21 protein-coding genes and 1 tRNA gene are annotated in these 24,512 nt (G+C 73.0%); 16 read left to right on the top strand and 6 right to left on the bottom strand.

Annotated features, from left to right (window positions below):
• Positions 1–209 precede the first annotated feature (209 nt).
• The 9 genes from ACFVXK_RS19990 to ACFVXK_RS19950 all read left to right on the top strand — a co-directional run bounded on the left by ACFVXK_RS19990 (position 210) and on the right by ACFVXK_RS19950 (position 13,049).
• Complete coding sequence (locus tag ACFVXK_RS19990) at positions 210–1,136, top strand: FAD binding domain-containing protein (protein WP_389613439.1); 927 nt, start codon at positions 210–212, stop codon at positions 1,134–1,136.
• Positions 1,133–3,937 (top strand): 2Fe-2S iron-sulfur cluster-binding protein, encoded by a 2,805-nt coding sequence (locus ACFVXK_RS19985; protein ID WP_389613438.1) that lies wholly within the window; start codon positions 1,133–1,135, stop codon positions 3,935–3,937. The genes ACFVXK_RS19990 and ACFVXK_RS19985 overlap by 4 nt, the downstream gene beginning before the upstream one ends.
• 41 nt (positions 3,938–3,978) lie before the next feature.
• On the top strand, positions 3,979–6,294 hold the full coding sequence (locus ACFVXK_RS19980; protein WP_389613449.1) for a xanthine dehydrogenase family protein molybdopterin-binding subunit: 2,316 nt from the start codon (positions 3,979–3,981) through the stop codon (positions 6,292–6,294).
• 93 nt (positions 6,295–6,387) lie between these two features.
• On the top strand, positions 6,388–6,915 hold the full coding sequence (locus ACFVXK_RS19975; RefSeq protein WP_389613436.1) for a DUF2563 family protein: 528 nt from the start codon (positions 6,388–6,390) through the stop codon (positions 6,913–6,915).
• Positions 6,915–8,336, top strand: a complete 1,422-nt coding sequence (locus tag ACFVXK_RS19970; RefSeq protein ID WP_389613435.1) for a WXG100 family type VII secretion target — start codon at positions 6,915–6,917, stop codon at positions 8,334–8,336. The genes ACFVXK_RS19975 and ACFVXK_RS19970 overlap by 1 nt, the downstream gene beginning before the upstream one ends.
• Before the next feature lie 20 nt (positions 8,337–8,356).
• On the top strand, positions 8,357–9,529 hold the full coding sequence (locus tag ACFVXK_RS19965; protein ID WP_389613433.1) for a S8 family serine peptidase: 1,173 nt from the start codon (positions 8,357–8,359) through the stop codon (positions 9,527–9,529).
• A 31-nt stretch (positions 9,530–9,560) separates the two neighbouring features.
• Positions 9,561–9,986, top strand: a complete 426-nt coding sequence (locus ACFVXK_RS19960; protein WP_389613431.1) for a hypothetical protein — start codon at positions 9,561–9,563, stop codon at positions 9,984–9,986.
• A 14-nt stretch (positions 9,987–10,000) separates the two neighbouring features.
• Positions 10,001–12,337, top strand: a complete 2,337-nt coding sequence (locus ACFVXK_RS19955) for a hypothetical protein (RefSeq protein ID WP_389613429.1) — start codon at positions 10,001–10,003, stop codon at positions 12,335–12,337.
• Between the two features lie 13 nt (positions 12,338–12,350).
• Complete coding sequence (locus ACFVXK_RS19950; RefSeq protein ID WP_389613427.1) at positions 12,351–13,049, top strand: hypothetical protein; 699 nt, start codon at positions 12,351–12,353, stop codon at positions 13,047–13,049.
• A 75-nt stretch (positions 13,050–13,124) separates the two neighbouring features.
• Here ACFVXK_RS19950 and ACFVXK_RS19945 read toward each other — a convergent pair.
• Positions 13,125–13,196, bottom strand: a tRNA-Cys gene (locus tag ACFVXK_RS19945).
• A gap of 183 nt (positions 13,197–13,379) precedes the next feature.
• Between ACFVXK_RS19945 and ACFVXK_RS19940 the strand changes: the two genes are divergently transcribed.
• From ACFVXK_RS19940 to ACFVXK_RS19925, 4 genes are all read left to right on the top strand, one after another.
• Positions 13,380–14,855: an MFS transporter gene (locus ACFVXK_RS19940; RefSeq protein ID WP_389613425.1), complete on the top strand. Its 1,476-nt coding sequence runs from the start codon at positions 13,380–13,382 to the stop codon at positions 14,853–14,855.
• A gap of 90 nt (positions 14,856–14,945) precedes the next feature.
• Positions 14,946–15,155 carry a hypothetical protein gene (locus ACFVXK_RS19935; protein ID WP_389613423.1) on the top strand — a complete coding sequence of 70 codons (210 nt, stop codon included), beginning with the start codon at positions 14,946–14,948 and terminating at the stop codon, positions 15,153–15,155.
• The gene (locus tag ACFVXK_RS19930; protein ID WP_389613421.1) at positions 15,152–15,556 is read left to right on the top strand and encodes a type II toxin-antitoxin system death-on-curing family toxin; all 405 of its coding nucleotides are present in this window, start codon (positions 15,152–15,154) and stop codon (positions 15,554–15,556) included. Before ACFVXK_RS19935 ends, ACFVXK_RS19930 begins: the two co-directional genes overlap by 4 nt.
• A gap of 134 nt (positions 15,557–15,690) precedes the next feature.
• Positions 15,691–17,478 (top strand): DEAD/DEAH box helicase, encoded by a 1,788-nt coding sequence (locus ACFVXK_RS19925; RefSeq protein WP_389613419.1) that lies wholly within the window; start codon positions 15,691–15,693, stop codon positions 17,476–17,478.
• 82 nt (positions 17,479–17,560) lie between these two features.
• Here ACFVXK_RS19925 and ACFVXK_RS19920 read toward each other — a convergent pair whose 3' ends face one another.
• Positions 17,561–18,577 (bottom strand): hypothetical protein, encoded by a 1,017-nt coding sequence (locus ACFVXK_RS19920; RefSeq protein WP_389613417.1) that lies wholly within the window; start codon positions 18,575–18,577, stop codon positions 17,561–17,563.
• 372 nt (positions 18,578–18,949) lie between these two features.
• Between ACFVXK_RS19920 and ACFVXK_RS19915 the strand changes: the two genes are divergently transcribed.
• Together ACFVXK_RS19915 and ACFVXK_RS19910 are read left to right on the top strand one after the other, a co-directional pair.
• Positions 18,950–19,591 carry an IclR family transcriptional regulator gene (locus ACFVXK_RS19915; protein ID WP_007264382.1) on the top strand — a complete coding sequence of 214 codons (642 nt, stop codon included), beginning with the start codon at positions 18,950–18,952 and terminating at the stop codon, positions 19,589–19,591.
• A gap of 80 nt (positions 19,592–19,671) precedes the next feature.
• Positions 19,672–20,469 (top strand): S16 family serine protease, encoded by a 798-nt coding sequence (locus ACFVXK_RS19910; RefSeq protein WP_389613415.1) that lies wholly within the window; start codon positions 19,672–19,674, stop codon positions 20,467–20,469.
• Here ACFVXK_RS19910 and ACFVXK_RS19905 read toward each other — a convergent pair.
• The 4 genes from ACFVXK_RS19905 to ACFVXK_RS19890 form a co-directional block, all read right to left on the bottom strand.
• Entirely contained in the window at positions 20,399–21,700 is a 1,302-nt protein-coding gene (locus ACFVXK_RS19905) for an MFS transporter (RefSeq protein ID WP_389613413.1), read from the bottom strand. The two genes, ACFVXK_RS19910 and ACFVXK_RS19905, sit on opposite strands and share 71 nt — an antisense overlap.
• A complete protein-coding gene (locus ACFVXK_RS19900; protein WP_389613411.1) occupies positions 21,697–21,912 on the bottom strand; it encodes a hypothetical protein in 216 nt (71 codons plus the stop codon). The genes ACFVXK_RS19905 and ACFVXK_RS19900 overlap by 4 nt, the downstream gene beginning before the upstream one ends.
• 55 nt (positions 21,913–21,967) lie before the next feature.
• Entirely contained in the window at positions 21,968–22,600 is a 633-nt protein-coding gene (locus ACFVXK_RS19895; RefSeq protein WP_389613409.1) for an ArsR/SmtB family transcription factor, read from the bottom strand.
• Positions 22,601–22,679: 79 nt separating this feature from the next.
• Entirely contained in the window at positions 22,680–23,150 is a 471-nt protein-coding gene (locus tag ACFVXK_RS19890) for an Lrp/AsnC family transcriptional regulator (RefSeq protein ID WP_389613407.1), read from the bottom strand.
• A 129-nt stretch (positions 23,151–23,279) separates the two neighbouring features.
• Here ACFVXK_RS19890 and hppD point away from each other — a divergent pair, with 129 nt between their 5' ends.
• Positions 23,280–24,425 carry a 4-hydroxyphenylpyruvate dioxygenase gene (hppD, locus tag ACFVXK_RS19885; protein ID WP_358895494.1) on the top strand — a complete coding sequence of 382 codons (1,146 nt, stop codon included), beginning with the start codon at positions 23,280–23,282 and terminating at the stop codon, positions 24,423–24,425.
• Positions 24,426–24,512: the final 87 nt, after the last annotated feature.

The raw sequence follows: 24,512 nt of genomic DNA, 5'->3' as shown, positions 1-24,512 counted from the left end.
GTGAAAAGTGCGTGGCGGGCGGGTGTGCGGAAGATGTCCCGGCGCCCGCCGCCGGGCCCCGGACGGCCGGGGCCGGTGGTACCCGGGAGACCCTCGCGCCGGGCGGTCCCGAAGATGTGCCAGAGTTGCCACGTCCCGGCGGTGAGCACGTACCGTACGGCGGACAGGCGTGAGCGCCAGGACCGGGACATCGGGAAGGGGCAGCTGGGTTGACCACGCACGCACCGCACACACCGCATTCGGCTCAGGGGCCGCACACCCCGCACGGGTCGCCGGGGCAGGCGGCGCAGTCCGTGATGCTGCCGGCCTCGCTCGACGAGGCCGTCGCGGCGCTCGCCGCCATGCCCGCGGCCGTCCCGGTGGCCGGCGGCACCGACCTCATGGCCGCCGTCAACGCCGGACTGCTGCGGCCCGCCGCGCTGGTGGGGCTCGGGCGGATCAGCGAGATCCGCGGCTGGCAGTACCAGGACGGGCACGCGCTGCTCGGCGCCGGTCTGACGCACGCCCGGATGGGACGGCCGGATTTCGCCGCTCTGATCCCGGCTCTGGCCGCGGCCGCGCGGGCGGCCGGCCCGCCGCAGATCCGCAACGCCGGCACCCTGGGCGGCAACATCGCGACGGCCGCGCCGACCGGTGACGCGCTGCCCGTGCTGGCCGCGCTGGAGGCGGTGCTGGTCATCGTCGGCCCCGGCGGCTCGCAGCGCGAGATCCCCGTCTCCCACCTGCTGGCCGGGCGGGACATGCTGCGCCCGGGTGAGCTGATCGGTTTCGTGCGGGTGCCGCTGCTGCACGCGCCCCAGGTGTTCCTGAAGGCCACGGGGCGGACGGGCCCGGGGCGGGCGGTGGCGTCCGTGGGGCTCGTGCTGGATCCCGCGCGCCGGGGCGTGCGGTGCGCGATCGGCGCGGTGGCCCCGATGCCGCTGCGGCCGCTGGAGGCCGAGCAGTGGGTGGCCTCGCTGATCGACTGGGACGGGGACCGAAGTCTGGCCCCGGAGGCCCTGGAGGCCTTCGGCGAGTACGTGGCGGCGGCGTGCGTGCCCGACCAGGGGCAGCAGGTCTCCGCCGGAGTACTGCATCTGCGGCGCACCGTCGCCGTGCTGGCGCGCAGGGCCCTGGGGAGGGCGCTGACCTCATGAGTGAGAACGAGAACGTGAGCGGAACGACCGGGGACACGGGGAACACGGGCCACGCGGGGAACACGGGCCACGCGGCGAACACGGGTCACGTGGGGAACGGCGGCGGCGCGGAAGCGGCCGGGGGCGCCGGCTGGGGCTGGGAGCCGGTGCCGCACGGGAGCGACTACGACTCCGACGCCACCGCCTTCGTGCAGCTGCCGCAGGACATGCTGGACGCGCTCGACGCCGGCGAACCCCTCGCGGCGCCCGGGCACGGCTTCGTCCCGCCCCCGATGATCATGCCGCTGGGCTCGTCCGGCAGTACGGACCCCAGCGCCACCGGCACCTGGACGATGCCGGCCCAGTGGCCCGACGCGGGCGGCGCGGCCGGACAGGCCCCGGCCGCCGACGCGGCGGCCCCGGCCCGGGCGCCGATCCCGGCGTCGATCCCGCTCCCGGCGTCGGTGGCGGCCGCCTTCGCGGCGGCCGAGCCGGAGGCGCACGCGGAGTTCCACGGCGCCGCGCGGCCGGACACCGCGCACGCGGGGACGCAGCCGGGCTCCCGCCTGGCCTCCCACGCGGGGGCCCACGGGACGGCGCAGCACGCGGAGGCAGTGGAGCTTCCGGGGCAGGCTGGGCAGGCTGGGCACGCGGGGCACTTGGGGCTTCCGGGGCATGTGGGGCATGCCGGGCATGTGGGGCTTCCGGGGCACGCGGAGTTCGTGGAGCCCGCGGAGTTCGTGGAGCGTGCCGAGCCCGTGGGGTTCGCGGAGCAGCGGCACGTGCAGCACTACCCCGATCCGCACACCGGGGTGGACCAGGGGGCGACGGCCGAGTGGCAGTTCCCCGAGGCGCTGCACCGGGACGAGGAGTCCTCGGCCACCGGGCACTGGACGCTGCCGGCCGACCTCACGGGCGGCGGCGCGGGTACGGATGCCGGTGGTGCGGGTGCGGGTGCGGGTGTGGGTGCTGATGGTGCCGGTGCCGGTGCCGGTGCCGGCACCGGTGGTGTGGGTGTGGGCCCCGGCGGGGTCGGGTTCGGTCAGGGTGCCGGGAGTGGCGCCGCCGCCGGGCACGGTGGTGAGGTGCCCGGCGGGGCCGGGGAGTTCCGGGTCGGCGGGGCGGACGGCGGCTGGGGCGGGGCCCCGGCGGCGCTGCCGGGCGGGGCCCAGGACCCCTGGGCGGTGCCCGAGGCGCCGGGCGGGCCGGATGCGGAGGGCGTGGCCGCCGCGGCCGGGACGCCGCTGAGCGCCGGGGTGCTGCCGGGCGGCGGTGCCCCCGGGCCGCAGGGCGGCGGAGCCGGGGCGCCGGGGCGCGGGCCGAGGGTGCTGGGCGGTCCCGGTGTCGGGACCCCGCTGCCCGAGGGCTACCCCCAGGCCGGGCCGGAGCCCGAGTCCGTGCTGGACGCCGCCCCGGACATCGAGGCCTCGCACGGCCACGGGCCGGCGCAGCCCCCGGCCGGGGACGAGCGGCCGCGGCCGGCGGAGGCCGAGGGCGCCGACGCCGCGCCGGGGGAGGGGTCCGCCCCCGCCCCGGTACCGGACGGGACGGACGGGCACGGCTTCGTGGTGGGGGCCGGTGCCCCCGCCGGAGCGGAGGCCGCGCCCGCGCCGGGTGAGGACACCGCCGACCGTGCCGTGCCGGCGCCGTCCGGGCACGACACCGGGGAGTTCCCGCTCGGGGAGGCGGCGTACGAAGAGGAACGGCAGCCCGCCGTCGCCCATCACGAGCACCCTTCCGCTTCGTACGTCCTGCGCGTCAACGGCGCCGACCGGCCCGTCACCGGCGCCTGGATCGGCGAGTCCCTGCTCTACGTGCTGCGCGAGCGGCTCGGCCTGGCCGGCGCCAAGGACGGCTGCTCCCAGGGCGAGTGCGGGGCCTGCGCGGTGCAGGTCGACGGGCGGCTCGTCGCCTCCTGCCTGGTCCCGGCGGCGACCGCGGCCGGGTCCGAGGTGCGCACGGTCGAGGGTCTCGCGCAGGGCGGGGAACTCTCGGACGTGCAGCAGGCGTTGTGCAGGTCGGGCGGGGTGCAGTGCGGATTCTGCGTGCCCGGCATGGCCATGACCATCCATGACCTGCTGGAGGGCAACCACGCCCCCAGCGAGCTGGAGACCCGCCAGGCGCTCTGCGGCAACCTCTGCCGCTGCTCCGGCTACAAGGGCGTCATCGAGGCGGTCCGCGAGGTCATCGCGGAGCGCGAGACCACCGCGGCACAGGCCGCCGAAGCCGCGGGCCAGGCCCCCGTGGCGGCGCCGGCGGAGGCGCTGATCCCGCACCAGGCGCAGCCCGGCGAGGGCGGCGTGCACGGCTTCGACGCCCCGGCCCCCGGCCCCGGCGGGACCTTCGGCGGCAACGGCTTCGACCCCTCCGGGGCGTTCGACCCCTCCGGCGCGTCGGCCGGCTTCGACGCGGGCGTGCCCGGTCCGAACGGAACCCTGGGCGGCAACGGCTTCGACGCGTCGGGCGCGTTCGACGCCCCGGCCCCCGGCCCGAACGGAACCCTCGGCGGCAACGGCTTCGACGCGGCGGGTGCGCTCGGTGCGCCCGGTGTGCCCGGTGCGTTCGATGCGTTCGCGGCGGCCCCGGGCCCGGACGGCACGTTCGGCGGCAACGGCTTCGACCCCTCCGCCATGACCGCGCACGCCGGCGGCTTCGACGCGTTCGACGCCCTCGACACGACGGGCGCCCTCGGCATCCCGGGCACCCCCGGCGCCGCGGCCCCCGGGCCGCACGGGTTCGACGGCGCCCACGGCACCAACGACCCGCACGGCACCAACGGCAGCGGATTCGACGGGATCCACCACAACGGAGGCATGGCGTGAGCGGGCAGGACGCGGCCACGGCGACGACCACCACCATGACCATGGCGACGCTCAGCGTCGGCGCCGACGGCGACGGGAGCGGCGGCAACGGCGAGCAGCAGCGCCCCGCGCGCGGCATCGGCGTGTCCGTCCCCTCGACGGACACCCGCGCCAAGACCGAGGGCACCTTCCCCTACGCCGCCGACCTGTGGGCCGAGGGCCTGCTGTGGGCCGCCGTGCTGCGCTCCCCGCACGCCCACGCCCGCATCCGCTCCATCGACACCTCGGCCGCCGCCGAGATGCCGGGCGTGCGGGCCGTCATCACCCACGCCGACGTCCCCGGCGCCACCACCCACGGCCGGCGCATCGCCGACCGGCCGGTCTTCGCCCACGACGTCGTGCGCCACCACGGCGAGCCCATCGCCGCCGTGGCCGCCGACCACCCCGACACGGCCCGCCTCGCCGCCGCCGCCATCGCCGTCGAGTACGAGCTCCTCGACGCCGTCACCGACCCCGAGCAGTCCTTCGGCGCCGCCCCCCTCCACCCGGACGGCAACCTGATCCGGCACATCCCGCTGCGCTACGGCGACCCGGACGTGACGGGCGAGGTGGTCGTCGAGGGCCTCTACCGCATCGGCCGCCAGGACCCGGCCCCCATCGGCGCCGAGGCCGGCCTCGCCGTGCCCCGCCCCGACGGCGGCGTCGAGCTCTACACCGCCTCCACCGACCCGCACACCGACCGCGACCTCGCCGCCGCCTGCTTCGGCCTCACCCCGGACCGGGTGCGCGTCGTCGTCACCGGCGTCCCCGGCGCCACCGCCGACCGCGAGGACCCGGCCTTCCAGCTCCCGCTCGGCCTGCTCGCCCTGCGCACCGGCTGCCCGGTCAAGCTGGCCGCCACCCGCGAGGAGTCCTTCCTCGGCCACGCCCACCGCCACCCCACCCTGCTGCGCTACCGCCACCACGCGGACGCCGAGGGCCGGCTGCTCAAGGTCGAGGCGCAGATCCTGATGGACGCCGGCGCCTACGCCGACGCCTCCGCGGAATCCCTCGCGGCGGCCGTGGCGTTCGCGTGCGGCCCGTACGTCGTCCCGCACGCCTTCGTGGAGGGCTGGGCGGTCCGCACGAACAACCCGCCCTCCGGCCACGTCCGGGGCGAGGGCGCCCTGCAGGTCTGCGCGGCCTACGAGGGCCAGATGGACAAACTCGCGGCCGCCCTCGGCATCGACGGCGCGGAACTGCGCCTGCGCAACGCCCTGGCCACCGGCGACCTCCTGCCCACGGGCCAGACGGTGACCTGCCCGGCCCCCGTGGCCGAACTCCTCCGCTCCGTGCGCGACTTCCCCCTCCCCTCCCTCCCCAAGGACACCCCGGAGGAGGACTGGCTGCTGCCCGGCGGCCCCGAGGGCGCGGGCGAGCCCGGCGCGGTGCGGCGCGGGGTCGGCTACGGCGTGGGCATGGTCCACATGCTCGGCGCGGAGGGCGCCGACGAGGTGTCCACCGCCACCGTGAAGGTGGCCGACGGCACCGCCACCGTCATCTGCGCGGCCGTCGACACCGGCCAGGGCTTCGCCACGCTCGCCCGCCAGATCGTCCAGGAGGTCCTGGGCATCGACGAGGTGACCTGCGCCCCCGTCGACACCGACCAGCCGCCCGCCGGCCCCTCCGCCCACGGCCGCCACACCTGGGTCTCGGGCGGGGCGGTCGAACGGGCCGCGAAGATGGTCCGCACGCAGCTGCTCCAGCCGATGGCCCACAAACTCGGCATGTCCACCGAACTCCTCCAGATCCAGGACGGCCGGATCACGTCGTACGACGGCGCCTTCTCCCTCTCGGTGGCGGAGGCCATAGAGGGCAAGGAGCTCTGGGCCACGGCCCAGTGCCGCCCGCACCCCACGGAGCCGCTGGACGACCACGGCCAGGGCGACGCCTTCGTCGGCCTGGCCTTCTGCGCGATCCGCGCGGTGGTCGACGTGGACATCGAACTCGGCACGGTCCGGGTGGTCGAGCTGGCCGTCGCCCAGGACGTGGGCCGCGTCCTCAACCCCCGCCAGCTGGAGGCCCGTATCGAAGCGGGCGTCACCCAGGGCGTCGGCGCGGCCCTGACCGAGAACCTCCGCTCGGTCTCCGGCCTGGTCCGCCACCCCGACCTGACGGGCTACGCCCTGCCGACGTCCCTGGACGCCCCGGCGGTGCGGATCGTCCGCCTCGTGGAGGAACGGGACGTAGTCGCCCCCTTCGGGGCGAAGGCGGCGAGCGCGGTCCCGGTCGTCACGACCCCGGCGGCGGTGGCGTCGGCGGTGCGCGCGGCGACGGGGCGGCCGGTGAACAGGATCCCGATCCGGCCATCGGCGGCGGTGGCGGCGCCCAACTCGTAGCGGCCTGCCCCACCTTGCCGTCGGTGCCGGTCGTTAAAGTGGCAGGAGGCACGGGGGACGCACGCGTGCGGACGGGGAACGGGGGAGGACACCATGGCAGGGGAAAGCGCACTGGGACTGCTGGGCGGCGGCAACGTCGCCGGGGGCGTGGCGGACGCGGTGATGCGCCAGGCGAGGGCGCTCGAGGTCGAGTACGACTCGCTGACGGACGCCAAGAACCGGGTCGACGCCCTGCTGAAGAAGCTGGACGGCTCGGAGGCGGACGCGGGCAGACTCGCCCACGGCACCCTCCCGGCGGGCACCCTCGGCAAGGACTTCGCGGAGGCGGAGGCCCTGTTCAAGGCGTACGACAAGGTCCACAACGAGCTCCAGAACCTGTCGAAGGGCCTGGCGGGCCAGATCGAGGCCCTCGGCATCGCCATCCTGACGGCGGGCAAGGGCTACGCGGGAGTCGACGAGGAGACGCAGGCGAGGATGCGGGCGCTCATCAGACGCTCGAAGGAGGAGTACGTGAAGGACCGCGACCCCCTCGAGCGGGAGAAGGAAGCCGAGAAGCAGCGCCAGGGCTCCTCCGCCCCGACCCCGACTCCGACCCCGAGCACGTCGAAGGGCACGATCTGATGGCGATGACGAACTTCGAGGGCTTCTCGCACGAGCAACTGCTCGCGATGATCGACTCCCTCGACCCGGAGACGGTCAAGGCCCGCGCGACGCAGCTGGCGGACGCGGCGAAGGCGCTCAACGAGATCGGCGACACCCTCAAGAGCCACCAGGTCAAGGGCTGGGAGGGCGAGGCCGCCCACGCCTACCAGGAATGGGTGAGTCGCGCCGGCAGCGCCACGCTGACGCTGGGCCAGTACAGCGACGTGGGCAGCCAGTGGCTGCAGCACGCCGCCCAGACGATGATCGAGGTCAAGGCCAACACCCCGCAGTACGACAAGGGGGCGGCCGACAACCTGGAGGCGGCCCGCAAGTACCACAACGACCCGGACGCCCAACAGCTGGGCCAAACGGCCAACGCCAAACTGACGGCCGACCACGAACGAGCGGTCCAGCAACTGACAAAACTGGCCCAGTCCTACGACTGGTCGGCAACCCAACTCACGAGCGCCCAGCCCCCGACGTTCCCGGCTCCGCCGTCGGACTTTTATCCGCCACCGACCCTTTCGCAGTCCTCTGACGTAGCACGAGGCGGTGAAGGTTCCGCAGGTGCTACTGGGACTGGCTCTTCCTACCGAACCGGAGAGCCCTCGTTCAGCGCCCCCGCTACGGGCCCTGGCCATGTGGCTGGCCATATACCTCTGTTGGACACCACTCCGTCTCCCGCGCCTGGGTTGCTCCCGACGCCTGTGCTCCCCGACCGTGGTGTGGACGTGGATTTGGACCATGTCGGCACTCTTCCGGATAGGGCTGTTCCTCCGACTCCTGGTCTGCCCGTCGGGCCGGGGCCGGGAGTACCTGGCGGGAACCCTCCCAGCATCCCAGTCCCGCCCCTGACCTTGCCTCCAAGCGCTGGACTGCCACCGCTGGGCAGCGGCGCTCTACCGGCCACACGGGGTCCTGTCGGCATTGGTGGCAAGGTTGCTGGCATTCCGATTCCGTCGCCGCGCGATACAGGCATCGTGGGTGGTCGGCAGATTGCCACTGGCAGCCCCAGCGCTGGTATCCCGCGAGGCACGGTTATCGGAGCTGAAGGCCCGCACGCGGGTGGCGGACGCGGAATGCCCAACATGATGGGTGGAGGCTTTGGCGGTGCGCACGGTGCTCCGGGCGGGCCGGTTTCTGGTCGGAGACTGGCCATGGAATCGGGTGGCCTTGTCGGGGGCCGTCAGGCGCCAGGTGGTGGGCAGCCGTTCACCCAGGGCGGCTCGGGCCTCGTCCGCAACGGGACGGGCGCGAGTGCAGTGGGCCATGGCACCGCCGCTTCCCAAACCCCGGGCAAGCGGCGTGGAGACCAGGTGGGGGCCCGCCCCGATTATCTGGCCGAGGACGAAGAGACTTGGCAGGACAACCGTCGTGTTGTTCCACCAGTGATCGACTGAGTAGAACGGATAGTGACGGGATGCGTACGCGGAAGGTGACCTCGGCCCTGGTTGGTCTGCTGCTGGCTGGAGTCGCCGCCACCCCAGCGCATGCGGAGACGGTCCGGTCCAAGCAATGGCATCTCGATGCCATGAAGGCTGACGACATCTGGAAGATCAGCACAGGCAAAGGCGTCACTGTGGCAGTGATCGACACGGGTGTCGCACGCATCCCCGAACTCGAGGGCCAGGTGCTTCCCGGCAAGGACTTCGCGCCAGACACGATGGAGGGCGATGAACGTACGGACTACAAGAATCACGGTACGGGCATGGCAGCGCTCATCGCGGGCAACGGGAAAGGCCCTGGGGGAGTGGAGAGCGCGTTCGGTTTGGCCCCCGACGCCAAGGTTCAGTCCCTGCGGGTAGACATGAACGGAAATGGTATCTCTACAAACAACACGCTGGCTGACGCCATTCGCTTCGCAGCGGATTCCGACGCGAAGATCCTGAATGTTTCTTTGGGATGGGGTGATAGCGAGGAGCTGAGGAGTGCGGTCAAATACGCGCTGACCAAGGGAAAGCTGATTTTTGCCGCCTCTGGTAATGATGGCGCTGCGCAACTCAACTATCCAGCTGGCGCTCCCGGTGCGGTCGGGGTAGGCGCTGTCGATTCCGAGGGCGCCGTCACCAAGGAGTCGACGCACAACGCCGCAGTCGACTTGGCTGCCCCTGGAGTCGACATCGTTGGTGCTTGCGGGGGTAAAACGGGGCTTTGCAATAGCCACGGCACCAGCGACGCCACAGCCCTAACCTCCGCCTCCGCCGCCCTCCTCTGGTCCGCCCACCCCACCTGGACCAACAACCAGATCCTCCGCGTCCTCCTCAACACCGCCGGCAAGCCCGTGGACGGCGTAGCGCGCAACGACTACATCGGCTACGGCGTCGTCCGCCCCCGCATCGCGCTCCCCACCCCCGGCGACCCCGGTCCGCCGGACGTCTACCCCCTCCCCGACCTCGCGGCGGCGGCAGCCAAGGACACGCCCGTTCCCTCGACCGGGGGAAAGATCACCCCGTCGCAGGCGCCGCAGGCCGCCCCTGCGGTAGACAAGGGCGACGGCAGCAGCTGGACCTGGATCGCCCTCGGGCTCGGGGCCTGCGTCCTCATCGGTGGTGCCGTCACGGCGGTCGTCGTACGCAGGGCGGCCAACCGCTGACCTGACCCCGCACGGGAGTGGAGCGCACGGGATGTCCTTCGACGAGGAATGGGCCGCCGCGCGCGCCACGGCCACCGCGAACGCCTTCCTGCGGCTCAACCAGGCCTCCGCGGCCCCCGCCCCCGGCGCCGGCGCCGCCGACCTCGCGCTCAACCAGGACCACATCGGAGCCGTCGGCAGCGAGGCGTACAGGCTCCACTCCCGCCTCCAGACCGACGGCAAGCACGCCGCCACCGCCTCCGCCGAGGCGGCCGGCGCGCTCTCGAGGGAGGGCTTCGCCAGCGGGGCGGCCCTCGCCAAGGCGAACTTGCGCTGGGAGAGCCAGGTCAAGACCCTCGCCGCCGCCTGCGCCCAGATCTCCAACGGGCTGAACTACTCGCTCTCCTCCCACGCCAAGGAGGAGCAGCAGCTCTACGCCGAGTTCACGGCCTCCAAGATCGACGAGTACCTCAAGTAGGGAAGGGCGCGGTCGTGCCGACGTACGAGAACGTCCTGAACGCCCCGATCGACAAGCTCGCCACCGCCGTCCGCGACTGGCAGGCGATGGCCGCCAAGCTGGAGGAGCTGGCCGAGGCCGCCCGCAGCGGGATGAAGACCAAGTCCGACCGGGCCGAATGGAGCGGGGTCACCGCAGGCGTGGCGCGGCCCTTCGTCGACAAGACGGCCAAGGAGTTCGCGGACGCCGCCAAGGAAGCCGAGGGCATCCACCACGCGCTCACCCAGGGCCACGACGCCTTCAAGTCCTCCCGGGAGCGGCTGCGGAAGATCTCCGAAGAGGAAGCCCCCGCCGCCGGCTTCCGAGTCGACGCCAAGGGCAAGGTCGAGCCGCTTCCGCTCGCGACCGAGGCCGACCGCGAGGCGGCCCGGCACGATCCCGACTACCAGGAGTCGTTGCGCGTCAACCGGCCCCTGTGGCAGGCGAAGGTCGACGCCGCCGTCGACTCCTGTGACGACGTCGACCAGTCCCTCGCGCGCCTCCTCAACGCCAACGTCGCCGAGGACCACAACTTCAGCGCCCCGAAGTTCTCCGGCCTCGCCGCCGAACAGGCCGGCCGCGCGACCGACCTCGCCAGGAACGGCCGCGACCTCTCGCACGCCGAGCTGACGGAGCTCAACGAACTGCTGGCCGACAACGCCAAGGTCCCGGAGTTCGCCACCGCCTTCTACGGGAACCTCGGCCCCAAGGGCGCGCTCCAGTTCTTCGGCACCATGGCGACCGACACCTACGAGTACGGGAAGCTCGACGAGCAGCGGCTGAAGGACGTCCAGGAGCTCCAGCGGAACCTGGGCTTCAACCTGGCCACCGCCACCCGCTCCACCACCGAGCCGCACCTCCCCGACAGCTACGCGGCGGAGCTCCGCAAGCTGGGCACCCAGCAGATCCCCCTGGCCCGCTACGACCAGAACCCGCCGTACGGGTACCAGCTGCTCGGCGGGATCATGCGCTACGGCAACTACGACCCGAAGTTCCTCGTCCCGATCGCCGAGCACGCGACGCAGATCCACGCCAAGAACCCGGACTTCTTCGGCCAGACCCGGCAGATGAACGGCTACGGCAAGAACATGCTGAACCCCTCCGGGCTCAACGGAGCCGGCTACGACCCCGTGGTCAGTTTCCTGGAGGCGCTGGGCCACAGCCCGGAGGCGTCGGCCCAGTTCTTCGACCCGGAGCGCGAGCCGCAGGCCTACAACGGCGACGGTACGGCGAAGTCCGGGCCCGCGTATCTGGGCAAGGACGCCAAGGGGCACGCCGTCACGAGCTACCTCGGCTTCTTCGCCAACGAGAAGTACCACTCCACCATCGACATGGAGGGCATGAACCCGGACGACCTCGGCAAGGTCAACAGGTACATGCCCGACGCCCTCGGGCACGCCCTGGAAGCGGCGACCCTCGGACACGCCTGGGACGATCCGGCTCCCACCCTGTCGCGCGATGAGACGTCCACCCGGATCATGCAGGAGGTGGTGTCCACCTACGGCGGGAACCCCGAACTGCTGGACCGGCAGCGCTCGCTGGCCGACAGCATGGGCCGGATGGGCGCCGGCTACATCGACGATCTGAACCACGGCCTGAACGCGAACGACCCGCGGAGCGTGTTCGCGGGGGTCGCCTCCGGTCGCGCCGAGTTCGGGCAGGAGGAAGCCCGCCGGTTCCTGAGCAGTCTGGGCCAGCATCCCGACTCCTACGTCATCCTGTCGCAGGCGGAGTCCGTCTTCCAGGCCTCGGTGCTGGAGTCCCAGGTGGGGCCCGACGGCAGGCTCAACCAGAGCGGTCTGATGGAAGCGGCGCGCACCGGCGGCGAGTTCCAGGGGATCATGGACGAATCCCGGGGCAAGCAGATCACCGCCGACGCGGAGAAGTGGGCCAAGGACTACGACAAGGCGATGGAGAAGCGTTCGGGGTGGGTCGAGTTCGGGTCGACGGCGGCGATCGCGGCGGGTGTCGCCTTCCTGCCCGCGACCGCAGTGGCGGCGGGTGCGGCAGCGGTGGTCGTGCCGCTCGCCGTCGACACCGGCAGTGGCGCCCTGGAGCAGGTCGTCGGCGGAGTGGCCAAGGACTGGTCCGAGGCCGAGGCCGAGCGTCAGAAGGACCAGAAGGAGGGGCAGGCCTACGAGGACCAGGCGGCCGTCTACCGGCGCGGCGAGCGGATGGTCCACTCACCCGTGCGGCACTTCCTGTACCACCACCCGCCGAGCCTGGAAGACCCGATCGACGAGACCCTGAAGCAGTCCAGCCTGACGGGGTACGGCACCGGCTGCGCGCTCGAGCGCCACACCGGCAACCAGCCCGTGGTCGGCAACGACTAGAGGGATACCGGCGGTGAGAGGGCGGCATCGGGCCGCGGCGGCCGGGTGCGCGGCGGCCGTGGCCCTGCTGGCGGGCTGTGGAGGAAGCGGCGCGGCCCCCGGCCCGGCGCAGCCGACCGTGCTGTCCGGTGCGGGGGTGTGCCCCGGGGGGATCCTCAACCCCGGGGCCGTACGGGGCATCGAGACGGTCACCGGGGCGACCCGCTTCCAGCCCCCGGAGGAGGGGAGGGGCGCGGGGGTGCAGTGGGTGGCGGGCGTCCTGGTCCGTGGATACGCGACGGCCGGGGCGTCGCTGGGCGGTGAGGCCTGCCTGGCCGTGCCGGTGGACGGGGCGGGGCGGCGACGGCTCTCGCTGGGCTTCGCGATCCAGAGCGAGGAGCAGCGCGTCGGCGAGCATTCCGAGAGCGGCCGTGGCCACTACTGGGAGTACGACCTCGGCCGCAGCGCCCTGGCGATCTCGCGGCAGGCGAAGCTGTTCTTCGACTGCGCCAGTGCCAGGCTCGCGGGCCTCGCCCGGGCCGTCCCGGTCGAGACCATCGTGAGCGTGTCCGACGGATCGGAGGGAGACCAACCCGCCCTGCGCGAGGCCAACCTCACCGTCGCCCACTCCGCCGCCCTGGCCATGGCCCGGGAACTGGGCTGCAAGGACGACGGGGGTCTGCCCGAGAGGCTGCTGCTCCGGCAGACGGCCGCGCGGACCGTCGAGCCCTGACCGGGCCCGCCCGCCCACGCACGCGAGGAAGGCCGCCCAGGGGATCCCCCCCGGGCGGCCTCCGCTGCCTCCCCGAGGCCGTGACCGGAATCGAACCGGCGTAACCCGCTTTGCAGGCGAGTCCCTCAACCACTCGGGCACACGGCCGTGTTGTGCTGTGCCGGGTACGACGCTACGGGCCCCGCCCCAGGGTCGGAAGAGGGGCCCGGGGGATGCAATGTGACTGCCATGCGGCGTTTACACGGGTCCTTCGGCCTAGGTCTCGCGGTCCATGCGGGATCCGACCAATTGACAGGGGCGAGACCCGGTCGCGCACCTTACTCTGGGGCGATGAGCGCCCTTGAACCCCGGATATCAGAGACCAGCGACGCCGCTCCGCCACCGCCGGGCGGCGGGATTCTGGGGCCGGCGTACCGGACGCTGAGCGTCGGGATCATCTCCGTGATCTTCCTGATCGCCTTCGAGGCCACCGCCGTCGGGACCGCCATGCCCGTCGCCGCGCGTGAGCTCGACGGGATCGGGCTCTACGCCTTCGGGTTCTCCGCCTACTTCACCACCAGCCTCTTCGGCATGGTGCTGTCCGGCCAGTGGGCCGACCGGCAGGGGCCGCTGCGGCCGCTGAGCGTGGGGATCGGGGCGTTCGCCGCCGGGCTGGTGTGTTCCGGGACCGCCACCGTCATGGGGGTGTTCGTGCTGGGGCGGGCCGTGCAGGGGCTCGGGGGCGGGCTGGTCATCGTCGCGCTCTACGTCGTCGTCAGCCGCGCCTACGAGGAGCGGCTGCGCCCCGCGATCATGGCGGCGTTCGCCGCGAGCTGGGTGGTCCCGTCCATCGTCGGGCCGCTGGCCGCCGGGACGGTCACCGAGCACATCGGCTGGCGGTGGGTGTTCCTCGGGATCCCCGTCCTGGTGGTCGTCCCGCTGATCGTGGCGCTGCCCGCGATCCGCCGCACCGCCTCCGGGCCGGTGGACACCGGTGGGGCCGCGCCCGCCGCCTTCGACCGGCGCCGGATCCGCCTCGCCCTCGGGATCTCGGTGGGCGCCGGGCTGCTCCAGTACGCCGCCCAGGACCTGCGGTGGCTGTCGCTGCTGCCCGGGGCCGCCGGCGCCGCGCTGCTCGTGCCCGCGGTGCTGGGGCTGCTGCCGCGCGGGACCTACCGGGCGCGGCGCGGGCTGCCGTCCGTGGTGCTGCTGCGCGGGCTGGCGGGCGGGGCCTTCATCGGGGCGGAGAGCTTCGTGCCGCTGATGCTGGTCACCCAGCGCGGGCTCAGCCCGACCCTGGCCGGGTTCTCGCTCGCGCTGGGCGGGGTGACCTGGGCGCTGGGCTCGTGGGTGCAGTCCCAGGGGCGGACGGCGCCCTACCGGGAGCGGCTGATGGTGGCCGGGATGGTGCTGGTGGCGCTCGCGATCCTCACGGCCCCGGCGGTGATGGTCGAGTCGGTGCCGGTGTGGACGCTCGCCCTGGGCTGGGCCGTGGGCTCGCTCGGCATGGGGCTGGTGGTCGGCTCGGCCAGCGTGCTGCTGATGCGGCTGTCGGCGCCCGAGGAGGCGGGGGCGAACTCCGCCGCGCTCCAGATCTCCGACGCGCTGGCCAACGTGGTGCTGCTCGCCGCAGGCGGGGCGGCGTTCGCCGCGCTGGGCGGCGGGGCGGTCGGCGCGGGGCACGTGGTCGAGGCGGCGGCGGGCGGCGCCTCGCACCCGGCGGCGTTCCTCGTGGTCTTCCTGCCGATGGGCTGCGTGGCCCTGGTGGGGGCCTGGGTGGCGACCCGGCTCCAGCAGGAGGAGGGGGAAGGGGAGGGGGAGGGGTAGGGGTAGGGGTAGGGGGGAGGGGGGAAGGGGAAGGGGAGAGGGAGGGGGAAATCGGGTGAGTGGGCGGGGCGCCTTCGTTACGCTGCGTGCGTGAAAGACACCGACGACCTGGTCATCCGGCTCTCCGCCGCCGAGGCCGCGGAGCTCGCCGACCTCGCCGACGCCTCCGGCTCCACCCCCGGCGAGCACGCCCTCGCGGCCGTACGGGAGCACCTGCGCCGGGAGCGCGAGCGGGTCGGTACCGCCGCGGAGCGGCTGGCGCGGCTGCACGCGCCCCTGCTGAAGCGGCTCGGGGAATGACCGGGGTCCGCGCCGTGCGCCACCTCACCCTCGCCGAGGTCCTCGACCTGGCCCGGCACGCCTGCCTGGCCCAGGACCAGCCGGTCGAGCTGCGCGCCCCCGGACTGCTGGAGTCCGCCGTGCACCGGCCGAGGGCCCGCATGTACGGGACCCGGGCCTACACGGACCTCCACGAGCAGGCCGCCGCGCTGCTCCACGGCATCGCCGTGAACCATCCCCTGGTCGACGGGAACAAGCGCACCGCCTGGCTCGCCGCCGCCACCTTCCTCGCCGTGAACGGGGCCGATCCGGCGGCCGTGGACCAGGAGGCGGCGTACGCGCTGGTCGTCGACGTGGCCTCCGGCGCCGAGGCCCGGGTGCCGGTGATCGCCGACAGGCTGCGGGAGTTGCTCGCGGTGTGACGCTCGCCGCACTGCCCGAGGTCACGGGCCTGTCCCTCCGCGGGGGGTGCGGCGGCGCGGGTAAGGTGGCCCGGTTGTCCGTCCGGTCGTCCTGAGTACAGGACGACCGCCACCGAGAGCCCGAACCGGAGACCGTGACTACTACCGCCTCCCACCACCTCTCACCCGCCTTCCCCGGCCGCGCGCCGTGGGGTACCGCCAGCAAGCTGCGTGCCTGGCAGCAGGGGGCGCTGGACAAGTACATCCAGACCCAGCCCCGTGATTTCCTCGCCGTCGCCACCCCCGGCGCCGGCAAGACCACCTTCGCGCTGACCCTGGCCTCCTGGCTGCTGCACCACCACGTGGTGCAGCAGGTGACCGTGGTCGCGCCGACCGAGCACCTGAAGAAGCAGTGGGCGGAAGCCGCCGCCCGCATAGGCATCCGGCTCGACCCCGAGTACTCGGCCGGGCCGCTCAGCAAGGACTACCACGGCGTCGCCGTCACCTACGCCGGCGTCGGCGTGCGCCCCATGCTGCACCGCAACCGCTGCGAGCAGCGCAAGACCCTGGTGATCCTGGACGAGATCCACCACGCGGGCGACTCCAAGTCCTGGGGCGAGGCCTGCCTGGAGGCCTTCGACCCGGCGACCCGCCGCCTGGCCCTGACCGGCACGCCCTTCCGGTCCGACACCAACCCGATCCCGTTCGTGACGTACGAGGAGGGCAACGACGGCATCCGCCGCTCCTCCGCCGACTACACGTACGGCTACGGCAACGCGCTCGGCGACGGCGTCGTCCGCCCCGTGATCTTCCTGTCCTACAGCGGCAACATGCGCTGGCGCACCAAGGCGGGCGACGAGATCGAGGCCCGCCTGGGCGAGCCGATGACCAAGGACGCCATCTCGCAGGCCTGGCGCACGGCGCTGGACCCGCGCGGCGACTGGATGCCGAACGTGCTGCGCGCCGCCGACCAGCGCCTGACGGAGGTCAGGAAGGGCATCCCGGACGCCGGCGGGCTCGTCATCGCCGCCGACCAGGACGCGGCGCGCGCCTACGCCAAGCTGATCCGGGAGATCACGGGGACGAAGCCGACCGTCGTGCTCTCCGACGACACCGGCGCCTCGAAGAACATCGACACCTTCAGTGCGAACGACGACCGCTGGATGGTCGCCGTCCGCATGGTGTCCGAGGGCGTCGACGTCCCCCGCCTCGCGGTGGGCGTGTACGCGACGACGATCTCGACCCCGCTGTTCTTCGCGCAGGCCGTCGGCCGCTTCGTGCGATCGCGCAGGCGCGGCGAGACGGCGTCCGTGTTCCTTCCGACCATTCCCTACCTGCTCGGCTTCGCCAACGAGATGGAGGTCGAGCGCGACCACGTCCTGGACCGGCCGAAGAAGGCGGGCGAGGACGAGGACCCGTACGCCGAGTCCGAGAAGGAGATGGAGGAGGCGAACCGGCAGGAGGACGAGGACACCGGCGAGGACGAGCAGATGTCCTTCGAGGCCCTCGAATCCGACGCCGTCTTCGACCGGGTGCTGTACGACGGCGCCGAGTTCGGCATGCAGGCCCACCCGGGCAGCGAGGAGGAGCAGGACTACCTCGGCATCCCGGGCCTGCTGGAGCCGGACCAGGTGCAGCTGCTGCTGCAGAAGCGGCAGTCCCGGCAGATCGCGCACAGCCGCCGCAAGCCCGACTCGGAGGCGGACCTGCTGGAGCTGCCGGCCGAGCGGCGTCCGGTGGTTTCGCACAAGGAGCTGCTGGAGCTGCGCAAGTCGCTGAACACGATGGTGGGCGCGTACGTCCACCAGAGCGGGAAGCCGCACGGGGTGATCCACACCGAGCTGCGCCGCGTGTGCGGCGGGCCGCCGAGCGCGGAGGCGACGGCGGGGCAGCTGAAGGAGCGGATCAAGAAGGTCCAGGAGTGGGCCACCCGGATGCGGTGAGCCCTCCGGCCCGGACGGGAATGCGGAACGGGGTCCGTGCGCGGTGCGCACGGACCCCGTTGCCGTCGGGCGTGGAGCTGCGTCAGTTGGTGACGCGGCGACGACGGCCGGTGCCGGCGACCAGGGCGGCGCCCATGGCCAGGGCCACACCGCCGGCGCCGAGCGCCCAGCTGGTGGCGGCGTCCGCACCGGTCTCGGCGAGCTCGCCGCCGGTGTTGGTGCCGGTGCCCGTGCCGGTGCCGGTGTTGTGGTCGACGATCGGCGTGGTGGTGCCGCCGCCGTTCGGCTTGGTGTCGTTGCCGCCACCGGTGTTGCCGCCACCGTTGTGGTTGCCGCCGGTGTTGCCACCCGTGTTGCCGCCGGTGTTGCCACCGCCGTTGGTGCTGCCCGAGACGATCTTCGACTCGGCCCAGGCGGTGTCGGAGAAGACGTTCTCGTCCACGTTGCTGCCGCCGGCCACCGCGATCGCGATGTCGCCCTTGGGGGCGTTCGCGTTGAACTTGACGCGGACCTGGAGGCTGAGCGACTTGGCCGGGATCTCGACGTCGTCCGTCAGCAGCGCGACCGGGGTGCCCCCGTCGCTGATGACCTCGACGTCGTGCCAGCCGCCCTGGTAGTAGAGCTGGACGTGGACGTCCTTGGCGCTGAGCTTGTTGGCCTCGTCGGCGACGGCCAGGACGAGCACGTAGCTCTCCTGCGCCTTGCCCTTGGAGTTGTCGACCTTGACGGTGATGTTCGTCCAGTCGCCGCCGGCCTTGAAGGAGGCCGGGACGCCGCCCAGGCCGAGGACCGGGCCGGTGGCCTTGAGGTTCTCGTCCTCGTCGACCGGGGCCGGGGCCGGCTTGGCCGGAGCCGGAGCGGGCTTCTCGGCGGCGGGCTTGGCGTCCTTGGCCGGGGCAGGGGTCTCGACGGCCGGCTTCGCCGTGTCCGCGGCCGGGGCGGCCGGGGTCTCGGCGGCGGCGGAGTCGCCCTTGGGCGCCGCGTCCGGGGTGGTGACGGCCGGGTTCTGGACCTCGTCCGCCATCGCGGGCGTGGCCATGAGGACCGTCGGGCCCACCACGGCGGCGGCGGCCACGACGGCCATGCGCTTCAGGTTCACTTGGTGCTTCTCCCCTTGTATGCGTTCGAGGCGCGTGTCGCCCCGACCCCCCCAACATCTTTTTGAACACGATCAGAGTAATGGCCATGTAAACCGATTTTCGGTCGGGGGACATTACGAATCGATACAGGCCGGTGGCGAAAAGGGCCGAAACCGGCAGGAGGCGACCGGATTCTGGACGAGGCCTTCCGCTGAGCGGACCCGCTCGCTACTGTCCCCGCATCGAACGCCCCGTGGCAGCGCCGCCGCGGGAGCGCAGCCGGTGCCATGGCCGCTACCGGCGGCCTCTCCGTGCGTCGCCGAGGGACCGGCTGCGCTGAACTCATGAGAGTCACCGCCGTCCACCGACGACACAGAGGGAGAGGCAGCGACGTGACCGCGGAAACCTCCCAGACTCTCGACCGAGGGCTCAGAGTCCTCAAGCTGCTCGCCGACACCGACCACGGGCTGACCGTGACCGAGCTCTCCAACCGGCTCGGCGTCAACCGCACGGTGGTCTACCGCCTGCTCGCCACGCTGGAGCAGCACGCCCTGGTCCGCCGTGACCTCGGCGGCCGCGCCCGCGTCGGGCTCGGCGTGCTGCGGCTGGGCCGGCAGGTCCACCCGCTGGTGCGCGAGGCGGCCCTGCCCGCGCTGCGCTCCCTCGCCGAGGACATCGGGGCCACCGCCCACCTGACCCTCGTCGACGGCACGGAGGCGCTCGCCGTGGCCGTCGTCGAACCCACCTGGACGGACTACCACGTCGCCTACCGGGCCGGCTTCCGCCACCCGCTGGACCGCGGCGCGGCCGGCCGGGCCATCCTGGCGGCCCGTCAGGGCTCGCTCATCGAGCCCGGCTACACGCTCACCCACGGCGAACTCGAGGCGGGCGCGAGCGGCGCCGCAGCCCCCCTGGTCGGCATCACCGGCCTGGAGGGCAGCGTCGGCGTCGTCATGCTCGCCGACGCCGTGCCGGAGCGGGTCGGCCCGCGCGTGGTCGACGCGGCCCGAGAGGTCGCCGACGCCCTGCGGTGACCCCGCGGCGGCGTCACCGCCCCGCCGGACGCGGCGGTGTGCGGCGCGGGGCGGGCGGGCCGGGTCGGTAGATTGGCCGGGTGCTCTCTCGCCTCACACGTCTGCCGCGCCCCACCGCCCTGGCCGTCTGCGCCGCGCCCGTCCTCGCGCTGTTCGCCGTCGCGGCCCTCGCACCGCTGCCCTTCGTGGTGGCCGTCCCGGGGCCCACGGCCGACGTGCTGGGCTCCGACCAGGGCAAGCCGGTCATCACCGTCACCGGCGCCCCGGTCCGCGAGACCAAGGGCCAGCTGCGCATGACCACCATCCGCGCCACCGGGCCCTCGTCCACGATGAGGCTGCACGAGCTGGTCGACCACTGGTTCCGCAGCGACGAGGCGGTCATGCCCCGCGAGGCGGTCTATCCCACGGGCGGCAGCGAGAAGCAGATCGAGCAGCACAACCTGGACGAGATGACCCAGTCGCAGTCGGCGGCCGAGGCCGCCGCCCTCGGCTACCTCCGCAAGGACCCCAAGTCCGTGAAGGTCGACCTCAACCTCGCCGACGTCGGCGGCCCCAGTGCCGGCCTGCTGTTCACCCTCGGCATCATCGACAAGATCGACGGCGACGGCAGCGGCGGTGACCTCACCGGCGGGCGCAGCGTCGCCGGGACGGGAACCATCAGCGCCGACGGGACGGTCGGCGCGGTCGGCGGGGTGGGGCTGAAGACCCAGGCCGCCCGGCGGGACGGGGCGACGGTCTTCCTCGTGCCGAAGGCCGAGTGCTCCGACGCGAAGTCCGAGCTGCCCGAGGGCCTTCAGCTGATCCCCGTCACTTCTCTGACGGATGCGGTGAACGCCCTGCGGTCGCTGAACCGGGGAGAGGGCGTTCCGTCCTGCTGACGACGGACGGCGCCTTCGCGTCCATGGCGCGCCAGGCCGGGAAGACGACCGGGCCCAGGGTGGCCAGGAAGTAGACCGCGCCGAAGGCGAGCAGGGCCGTGCGGACGCCGAAGCCGTCCACCAGGAGGCCCGCCGTGAGACCGCCCAGCGGCATGACCAGCTCGCAGCCGGCCGTGGTCACGCCGGAGACCCGGCTGTGCAGTTCCTCGGGCACCGTCTCGAAGACGACCGTCGACAGGATCGGGTTGAGCACGCCCACGCTCAGGCCCGCCAGGGCCATGGTCACCGCGAGGGGGAGCGGGGTGCCGGTGACGGCGGCGACCACGTAGCGGGTGGCGCCGGAGACGAGGAACGCGCCCGCGAACAGCGCCCGGCGCGGGAGCCGCTCGCCCCACGCCCCGTAGAGGAGGGCGCCGAGCAGGGCGAAGCCGCCGAAGAGGGAGATCATCAGGCCGATGGCGGCGGAGCCGCCGAGGTCCTCGCGGCCGTGGACCGGGAGGAGCACGGACGACCAGCCCTGGTCCAGCCCGTTGGTCATCATGACCATGAGGGTGATGCCCATCAGCAGGCGCGAGCGGGTCAGGAACCGCCAGCCTTCGGCGAGTTCGCTGCGGTAGGCGGCGAACGAGGGCTTCTGTGCGGCCCGTTGGGGTTCGGCGGCCGGGACCCCGCGCAGGAAGGCGGAGACCAGCAGCGCCGAGACGGCGTAGGTGGCCGCGTCCATCAGCAGGACGGACTCCGCGCCGAGGAGGGCGATCAGCAGGCCGGCGACGGCGGCCCCGATCATCCGGGCGCCGCGCGAGACGGCGTCGTAGAGGCTCGCGGCCCGGGTGACGGTGGTGCCCGCGTGCTCGGCGAGGCTGGGCAGCAGAACGGCGCGGGCGGTCAGGCCCGGGGTGTGCACGAGGCCGCCGACGGCCATCAGCGCGCACAGCATCCAGAACTCCAGCAGCCCGGCGTAGTGCAGCAGGGGGATCGCGCCGATCGAGACGGCGCAGACCAGGTCGGAGACGGCGGAGACCCGGCGGCGGCCGATCCGGTCGATGACCGGGCCGCCGACCAGGGCCGCGACGACGATGGGCAGGGTGGCGCAGAAGGCGACGATCCCGGCCCGTCCGGCGCTGCCGGTGGTCTGGAGCACGAACCACGGGACGCCGATGAGGGTGAGTGAACTACCGGCTATGGAGATGGTGTTGGCGGCCAGGAGGGCCGCGAACGGGCGCCGGCTCATACGGCGTGCCGCTGGACGCGGGCGTGCGGGTGCCCGGGGCGCAGCAGGCGGGTCCCGGCGGCGACCAGGGCCTCGCCGAGCCGGTCGCGCAGGGCGGTGCCGGCGGGGCGGCCGGCGGGGGCGGCTTCGTGGGCGAGGCGCCGGGCGGCGGCTTCGGCGGCGAGTTCGGCGGCGCGGGTGGCGTGGATCCGGGTGTGCGTGAAGGTGTGCATGGCAGGACTCCTTCTGGGCGGTCGCGGAAAAGGGGTGGGGTGGGGCGGGGGAGGGCTACGCGGTGCCGTGGCGCGGGAAGGCGTGCGTGTGGATGCGGACCGTCTCGGTGTTCTCGGCCTGCGGCAGGTCGCGGTAGCTGTTCACCAGGTCGTGCATCTTGTGGATCAGTTCGGTGGCCTGGGCGGGCGTCAGGCGCAGCGTGTGGTCGCTCATGTCCGTGGCCACCCGCCACTCCCTCGGCCAGCTGTGGGAGTCGCCGAGCCAGGTGCTGAGCTCCTGGGTGTGGATGGTGGCGATCTCGTGGAGGAAGGCGTCGGCCGCGCCGCGGGTCTCCGGGTCGGCCTCGTCGTACATCAGCGTCTCGTCGAAGGCCGTGCCCTGGTGGACCGCCCGCCACCAGCGCTCGCGGCCCTTGCCGTGCCCGGGCGCGTCCTCGACGAAGCCGTGGGCGGCGAGCTGGCGCAGGTGGTAGCTGGTGGCGCCGCTCGACTCGCCGAGCCGCTCCGCCAGCCGGGAGGCGGTGGCGGGGCCGTCCTGGCGGAGGGCGGCCAGCATGCGCATGCGCAGGGGGTGGGCGAGGCCGCGCAGCGAGCGGGCGTCCAGGGTGCGGACGGCGGGCTGCTTGGGCTCGGCCTGTCGCTGCGGCTGCGGCTGCGGCTGCGGGTGTTCGGCGTTCGTTTCGGGCATGGCTCAACCGTAGGGCTTGCAAAGGGTTCTATGCAAGGGTTTCTTTGCAAGCTTTTCTTTGGACCCGTCGTGGGTGTGCTCAGCGGTCCCCGGCCGCCTGCTCCACCAGCGGGATGATCCGTAGCGGTACCGGGTTCTCCATCACGATCGCCGTCGAAGCCCGCACGATCCCCTCGAAGCCCACCACCCGGTCGATCACCCGCTGCAGGTCCGCGTTGGACCGCGCCACCAGCCGGCACAGCATGTCCCCGTGCCCGGTGGTCGTGTGCAGCTCCAGCACCTCCGGCACCCCGGCCAGGTGGGCCCGTACGTCCGCGCCCTGCCCCTGCTTGATCTCCAGCGTGGCGAAGGCCGTCACCGGATAGCCCAGGGCCGTCGGGTCCACCTGCGGCCCGAAGCCGCGGATGACCCCGTTCGCCTGGAGCCGGTCCAGCCGCGCCTGCACCGTCCCCCGCGCCACCCCCAGCCGCCGCGAGGCCTCCAGGACGCCGATCCGGGGTTCGCGCGCCAGCAGCACGATCAAGCGTCCGTCGAGCTCGTCGATAGCCATGGAAACCTTCCCTCGATCGGCTGGTCATACTGCACAGATCTCTCAGTCATCCTCGGGCTCTGCTGGGCATTCTGTACAGCGGAAATGGAAACTATTGCGCAGCTTGTGGAACGGCGGGACGCTGCGCACATGACTGAGACCCTGGACACCACCCCGCAGACCGCGCGTGAGGCCGACCCCTTCCCGGTGAAGGGCATGGACGCGGTCGTCTTCGCCGTGGGCAACGCCAAGCAGGCGGCGCACTACTACTCGACCGCCTTCGGCATGAAGCTCGTCGCCTACTCCGGACCGGAGAACGGCAGCCGGGAGACCGCCAGCTACGTCCTGACCAACGGCTCCGCGCGCTTCGTCCTGACCTCGGTCATCAAGGCGACGACGGACCACGGCCGCTTCATCGCCGAGCACGTCGCCGAGCACGGTGACGGCGTCATCGACCTCGCCATCGAGGTCCCGGACGTCCGCGCCGCCTACGCGTACGCCGTCGAGCAGGGCGCCCGCGGGCTGGACGAGCCGCACGAGGTCAAGGACGAGCACGGCACGGTCGTCCTCGCCGCGATCGCCACGTACGGCCAGACCCGCCACACCCTCGTCGAGCGCGTCGACTACACCGGCCCCTACCTGCCGGGCTACGTGGCGCGCGAGCCGCTGGTCGCGGCGCCGGCCAAGCGGACCTTCCAGGCGATCGACCACTGCGTCGGCAACGTCGAGCTGGGCCGGATGAACGAGTGGGTCTCGTTCTACAACAAGGTCATGGGCTTCACGAACATGAAGGAGTTCGTGGGCGACGACATCGCCACCGAGTACTCGGCCCTGATGTCGAAGGTCGTCGCGGACGGCACCAAGAAGGTGAAGTTCCCGATCAACGAGCCGGCGATCGCGAAGAAGAAGTCGCAGATCGACGAGTACCTCGAGTTCTACAACGGCCCCGGCGTGCAGCACATCGCGCTGGCCTCGAACGACATCGTCGCCACCGTGCGCACCATGCGCGCGGCGGGCGTGGAGTTCCTGTCCGTGCCGGACACGTACTACGACACGCTGGGCGAGTGGGTCGGCGACACCCGCGTGCCGATCGACGAGCTGCGCGAACTGAAGATCCTCGCGGACCGCGACGAGGACGGCTACCTGCTGCAGATCTTCACCAAGCCGGTGCAGGACCGGCCGACGGTGTTCTTCGAGATCATCGAGCGGCACGGGTCGATGGGCTTCGGCAAGGGCAACTTCAAGGCCCTGTTCGAGGCGATCGAGCGCGAGCAGGAGAAGCGCGGCAACCTCTAGCGGCTGGGGGCTCCGCCCCCAGACCCCCGCGCCTCGATCGCCCCCAGCTACCGCTGGGAGGGGCCCCCAGGCGGGGCTGTACACAGC

The sequence above is a fragment of the Streptomyces sp. NPDC058157 genome (assembly GCF_042884105.1).
GTDB lineage: Bacteria > Actinomycetota > Actinomycetes > Streptomycetales > Streptomycetaceae > Streptomyces.
Note: the sequence above shows the minus strand (reverse complement) of the source record. Positions and strands in the feature narration are given on the sequence as shown.